Source organism: Achromobacter sp. DMS1, from assembly GCF_001270295.1.
Genome location: NZ_LHSJ01000310.1, coordinates 1 through 4,601, shown reverse-complemented (window position 1 = coordinate 4,601; position 4,601 = coordinate 1). Strand labels below are relative to the sequence as shown.

The 4,601-nt window shown below is 70.5% G+C and carries 3 protein-coding genes and 2 pseudogenes; all 5 read left to right on the top strand.

The features are described 5' to 3' along the window. Positions 1-154: 154 nt before the first annotated feature. A pseudogene (locus tag AD428_RS23170) lies at positions 155-773 on the top strand (YqiA/YcfP family alpha/beta fold hydrolase). 50 nt (positions 774-823) lie between these two features. Continuing rightward, a pseudogene (locus AD428_RS23165) lies at positions 824-2,727 on the top strand (ribonuclease catalytic domain-containing protein). A 192-nt stretch (positions 2,728-2,919) separates the two neighbouring features. Beyond that, a complete protein-coding gene (locus tag AD428_RS23160) occupies positions 2,920-3,591 on the top strand; it encodes a response regulator transcription factor (RefSeq protein ID WP_053246718.1) in 672 nt (223 codons plus the stop codon). Further along, positions 3,578-4,282, top strand: coding sequence for a sensor histidine kinase N-terminal domain-containing protein (locus AD428_RS23155; RefSeq protein ID WP_235491088.1), 705 nt, complete (start codon positions 3,578-3,580; stop codon positions 4,280-4,282). Before AD428_RS23160 ends, AD428_RS23155 begins: the two co-directional genes overlap by 14 nt. Next, a partial coding sequence (locus AD428_RS28645) for a histidine kinase dimerization/phospho-acceptor domain-containing protein (RefSeq protein WP_304438966.1) occupies positions 4,279-4,601 on the top strand: 323 nt, incomplete at its 3' end. The genes AD428_RS23155 and AD428_RS28645, both read left to right, overlap by 4 nt.

Genomic DNA, 4,601 nt, shown 5'->3' with positions numbered 1-4,601 from the left:
CGGCGACCACATCCTGGTCATGAGCAATGGCGGCTTCGGCGGCGTGCACGGCAAGCTGCTCGACGCCCTGCGCGCGCGCTTGAGCGCCGCCCCGGCCCGCCAGGGCGCAGCCCATGGCCCGGCTTACGGCGCGCAACCGTAGCGAGGACTTTCCATGATTCTCTATCTGCACGGTTTCCGCTCCTCGCCCGACTCGTTCAAGGCCCGCATGAGGCCGACGCCATGACGCAGCGCGGGCTGGCCGACGCATGGGGCCTGCCCGCAGCTGGCCGGCCAGCCGCGCGAGGCGATCGCGCTGGCCATGGGCATCGCGCGGCGCCAACTGCAGGGCGCCGACTCGCCCCGCGCGCTGAGCCGTGGTCGGCTCGTCGCTGGGCGGCTATTACGCCACCTGGCTGGCCGAACAGCTCGGCTGCAAGGCCGTGCTGCTCAACCCGGCAGTGCATGCGCCGCGCGACCTGGCGACGCAGGTGGGCGAGCACCGCATGTATCATTCCGACGCGCCGTTCGTCTTCCGTCCCGAATACGTGGATGAACTCGCCGCCATCCAGCCGGCCCGGGTCACGCAGCCGGACCGCTACTTCCTGGTGGCCGCCACCGGCGACGAAGTGCTGGACTGGCGCGAGATGCGCGCCCATTACGCGGGCTGCCGGCAGCGCATCGTCGAGGGCAGCGATCACGGCTTGTCCGATTTTGCCCGCTGGATGCCGGAAGTGCTCGATTTCGCGCTAGGTTCCGGTCACCCTCCCCCGAATACGATCTCCAATCCCTAAGCAAGCCGCGCAAGGCGGCGCCGCCGCGCCGCCCAGGAAGACCCCTCACCATGTACGTGTTTTACGAAGACGACGGCAGCTTCAAGGCCGGCCACATCCTGTCCGAAACCGACGCCAGCCTGCAGGTCGAGTCCGAATCGGGCAAGCGCAGCAAGATCAAGCGCGCCAATACCCTGTTCACGTTTTCCGCGCCCGAACCCGCGGCGCTCATGAAGGAAGCCGCCGAAGCGGCGGAGTCGCTGGATCTGCAATTCCTGTGGGAATGCGCGCCCCAGGAAGAATTCGACGCCCCCGCGCTGGCGGCGGATTACTACGGGCACGCCCCCACGCCGGTGGAGCAGGCGGCGGTGCTGCTGCGGCTGCATGGCGCGGCCGGCCTATTTCCACCGGCGCGGCAAGGGCCGGTACCGCCCCGCCCCGCCCGACATCCTGCGGCGCGCTGGCGGCGCTGGAGAAAAAGCAGCGCCAGGCCGAACAGCAGCAGGCCTGGGTGGACGAAATGGCCGCGGGCCAGCTGCCCGAGCCGATCGCACAGGCAGCCGAATCGCTGCTGGTGCGTCCGGACAAGAATTCGCAGCAATGGAAGGCGCTGGACGCGGCGTGCGCGCGGCTGGGCAAGACGCCCGACCGCCTGCTGCTGGACCTCGGAGCCTGGCCCCACGCGCTGGCGCTGCATAAGCGCCGCTTCCTGGCCTCCAATTTCCCGCGCGGCACCGGCTTTCCGGAACTGGAGCTGCCGCCGCTGGACCGCGACCTGCCGCTGGCGGACGCCGAGATCTATTCGGTGGATGACATCACCACCACCGAGATCGACGACGCGCTGTCCGTCTCCGAACTGCCCGGCGGCAAGCTGCGGGTAGGCATCCACGTCGCCGCCCCCGGCCTGAGCGTCACGCGCGGCAGCGAGTTCGACAAGCTGGCGCGCGCGCGGCTGTCCACCGTGTACATGCCCGGCGACAAGATTCCCATGCAGCCCGACAGCGTCATCCAGGCGTTCTCGCTGGATGCGGGGCGCGAAGTGCCGGCGCTTTCGCTGTACGCCGTGGCCGATCCCGAAACGGGCGAGATCCTCGAATCCGAAACCCGCATCGAGCGCGTGGTGGTGCGCGAGAACCTGCGCCACAACATGCTGGACACGCAGATCACCGAGGAAGCCCTGGCCGACCCCTGCGCCGCGCTGCCCTATGGGCACTGGCTGCGCCCGCTGTGGAAGCTGGCGCAGGCGCTGTCGGCCCAGCGCGAGAAGGTGCGCGGCAAGCCCGAGAACAACTCGCGCGTGGAATACAGCTTCTACCTGGACGGCAGCCCGGACGACCCGGACACGCCGGTGCGCCTGGTGCCGCGCCAGCGCAACGCGCCGCTGGACCGCATGGTGGCCGAGTACATGATCCTGGCCAACAATCTGTGGGGCGGCCTGCTCCACCAGCACGGCGTGCCCGGCATCTACCGGTCGCAGCAGGCGGGGCGCGTGCGCATGAGCACCCAGGCCCTGCCGCACGAGGCCATCGGCGTGCCGCAGTACGCCTGGAGCACCTCGCCGCTGCGCCGCTACGTGGACCTGGTGAACCAGTGGCAACTGATCGCAGCGGTCGAACACGGCGTGTCCGCGCGCCTGGTGGCCCCCTTCAAGCCGCGCGACGCCGACCTGTTCGCCATCATCGGCGCCTTCGACGCGCAATATGCGACCTGGGCCGAGTTCCAGAGCGCGATGGAGCGCTACTGGTGCCTGCGCTGGCTGAAGCAGCACAACATCACCCGCACCGTCGCGCACGTGCTGCGCGAAGACCTCGTGCGCTTCGCCAACGCGCCGCTGGTGACGCGCGTGGGCGGCATGCCCGAGCTGGAGCGCGGCACCGCGGTCGAACTCGACATCCTGGGGACGGACGAACTGTCGCTCGAACTGGATTGCCGGTATGTCGGGCAGATCGGCCCCGCTGCGGGCGGAGAGGGATAAGCCCTTGGTTTTTCCCGGCGGTCGTGCCGGAGGCTGCTCTTCGTGGGTCGCCCGGCGGCGCGGACGCCGGGCTGCGAGCCGCCCGGCTTGCGCGCGGCGGCCTGGGGCGAGCCCCGCAAGCCCCTTCCCCCCACCCCCATCCCATACCCCTTAAACTCCTCTCCAAAACCACAACGACACCGGAGGAGCGAGATGCGCATTCTGCTGGTCGAGGACAACCTCGACCTGGGCGACGCCGTGGAAAGCAAGCTGCGCCGCGCCGGCCACAGCGTGCAATGGCTGCGCGACGGCTCGGAGGCGCTGCGCTGGGCGCTGGACGAAGACTGGGACGCGCTGGTGCTGGACATCAATCTGCCCGGCAAGGACGGCTTCACCCTGATCCGCGAACTGCGCGCCGCCGGCATGGACGCGCCCGTGCTGGTCGTGACCGCGCGCGCCGAAATCGAAGACAAGATCGACATGCTGGACCTGGGCGCCGACGACTACCTGGTCAAGCCCTTCGATCTGCGCGAACTCGAGGCGCGGCTGCGCGCCTTGCTGCGCCGCCCGGCCGGCCAGACCAGCAGCGTGGCGGTCTACGGCAACCTGAGCCTGGACCTGGCCGCGCGCACCGCCAGCATCGGCGCGCAGCACGTGGACCTGGGCCGCCGTGAGTTCCGGCTGCTCGAAATCCTGCTCGGCCGGCAGGGCCAGACCGTGGCCAAGGAGCGCCTCATGAACCAGCTCTTCGACCTGGACGACGGCTCGCTCAACGCGCTGGAACTGCTGATCTCCCGCCTGCGCAAGAAGCTGGCGGGCAGCACCGTGGACATCATTACCGTGCGCGGCGTCGGCTATCAGGCGCGCAGCCATGAGCCGGGCTGAATCCTTCTCCATCCGGCGGCGCGTCTTCGCGCTGGGGGTGGCGCTGCTGGCCTGCGCGCTGGCGGCCACGGTGTTCTTCCTGCACGACTATGCGCGCCGGGCCGCCGAACAGGCGTTCGACCGGCTGCTGGCGGCGTCCGCGCTCACCATCGCCGGCTCGGTGCAGATCGAGGACAACTCCATTACCGTGGAACCGCCGGTTTCCTCGCTGGCCATGCTCTCGGGCAGCGAGCGGGTGTTCTACGAGGCGCGCGCCTCCAACGGCAGCCTCATCACGGGCTATGGCGACCTGGCGCCCGGCCTGCCGCTGGCGCAATCGGCCACGCCGGTGTTCGCCTACCTGCGCTATCACGACGAACCGGTGCGCGTGGCCACGGTGGGCCGCCTGGTGTCGGCCAGCCGGCACGCGGGCTGGGTGACGGTGCGCGTGGCCGAGACCCTGGGCTCGCGCCAGGCGCTGGCCGGGGAGATTCTGCAGCGCAGCCTGCTGCCGCTGGTGGGGCTGGCGCTGGTGGCGCTGGGCCTGCTGTGGTTCGGCGTGCAGCGCGCATTCGCGCCGCTGGCGGGGGTGGAGCGCGAGCTGCGCCGCCGCGCGCCCGACGACCTGGCGCCGCTGGCGGCGCCCGTGCCGCGCGAAGTGCGGCGGCTGGTGGAGGCGCTCAACGCCTTCATGCAACGGCTGGCCGCATGATGGACACGCTCAACACCCTGGTGGCCGACGCGGCGCACCAGGTCCGCACGCCGCTCGCGTCGCTGCGGGCGCAGGCGGAAGTGGCGCTGGAAGAAACCGATGCGGACCGCCTGCACGAGCGCGTGGCGCGCATTCACCAGAACGCCACCCACGCCAGCCAGCTCATCAACCAGCTCCTGATGGACGCCACCATCACGCACCGGCTGGGCAAGGGCGCGCGCACGCTCGTGGGGCGTGGCCGAGACGATCAACGAGGCGCGCCGCCACATCGGCCCGCTGGACGCAGCAGCGGCTGCGCATCGCCATCGCGCCGGAGGTG

Bases quoted from the DNA above. Each gene is read 5' to 3' on its own strand.
- AD428_RS23160 (WP_053246718.1), top strand. From the start codon at position 2,920: ATGCGCATTCTGCTGGTCGAGGACAACCTCGACCTGGGCGACGCCGTG.
- AD428_RS23155 (WP_235491088.1), top strand. From the start codon at position 3,578: ATGAGCCGGGCTGAATCCTTCTCCATCCGGCGGCGCGTCTTCGCGCTG.